Genomic DNA, 632 nt, shown 5'->3' on the forward strand with positions numbered 1-632 from the left:
CACGCATGCTGATCGAAGGGCACCCCTGCATCCGTAGGGGTGCCCTTCGGTGCGTGAACCAGGTGGCGTCACAGTTCGACGTCTCCGGCCTCTAAACTGTTTCTGCTGCACCAGCTCCGAACTTTCACCGACAACAGTCTCGAACCGACATAGGGAGTTTTTCACGTGAGCCAGCCAGGCCGTCCTGTCGTTCTGATCGCCGACAAACTTGCGCCGTCCACCGTCGAGGCATTGGGCGACGGCGTCGAGGTCCGTTGGGTCGACGGCCCGGATCGCCCCGCGCTGCTCGCCGCGGTTCCCGAGGCCGACGCGATCCTGGTGCGTTCCGCGACCACGGTCGACGCAGAGGTTCTCGCCGCCGGAACCAACCTCAAGATCGTCGCCCGCGCCGGTGTCGGCCTGGACAACGTCGACGTACCTGCAGCCACCGAGCGCGGTGTCCTCGTCGTCAACGCACCGACGTCCAACATCCACACGGCGGCCGAGCATGCGGTGACGCTGCTGCTGTCGGCCGCGCGCCAGATTCCCGCTGCCGACGCCACTCTGCGTCAGCACGAGTGGAAGCGCAGCAAGTTCAACGGTGTCGAGATCTTCGGCAAGACCGTCGGCGTCGTCGGACTCGGCCGCATCGG

Annotated in this window: 1 protein-coding gene; it reads left to right on the forward strand. The window is 66.0% G+C overall.

The genetic code is table 11. The annotated features are described in order from the left end of the window. Nucleotides 1–165: 165 nt before the first annotated feature. Nucleotides 166–632: NAD(P)-dependent oxidoreductase (locus RHBS_RS28410; protein WP_272913911.1), on the forward strand; the 467-nt coding region annotated here is incomplete at its 3' end.

Source organism: Rhodococcus sp. BS-15, assembly GCF_000813105.1.
In the GTDB taxonomy this organism is placed as follows: domain Bacteria; phylum Actinomycetota; class Actinomycetes; order Mycobacteriales; family Mycobacteriaceae; genus Rhodococcoides.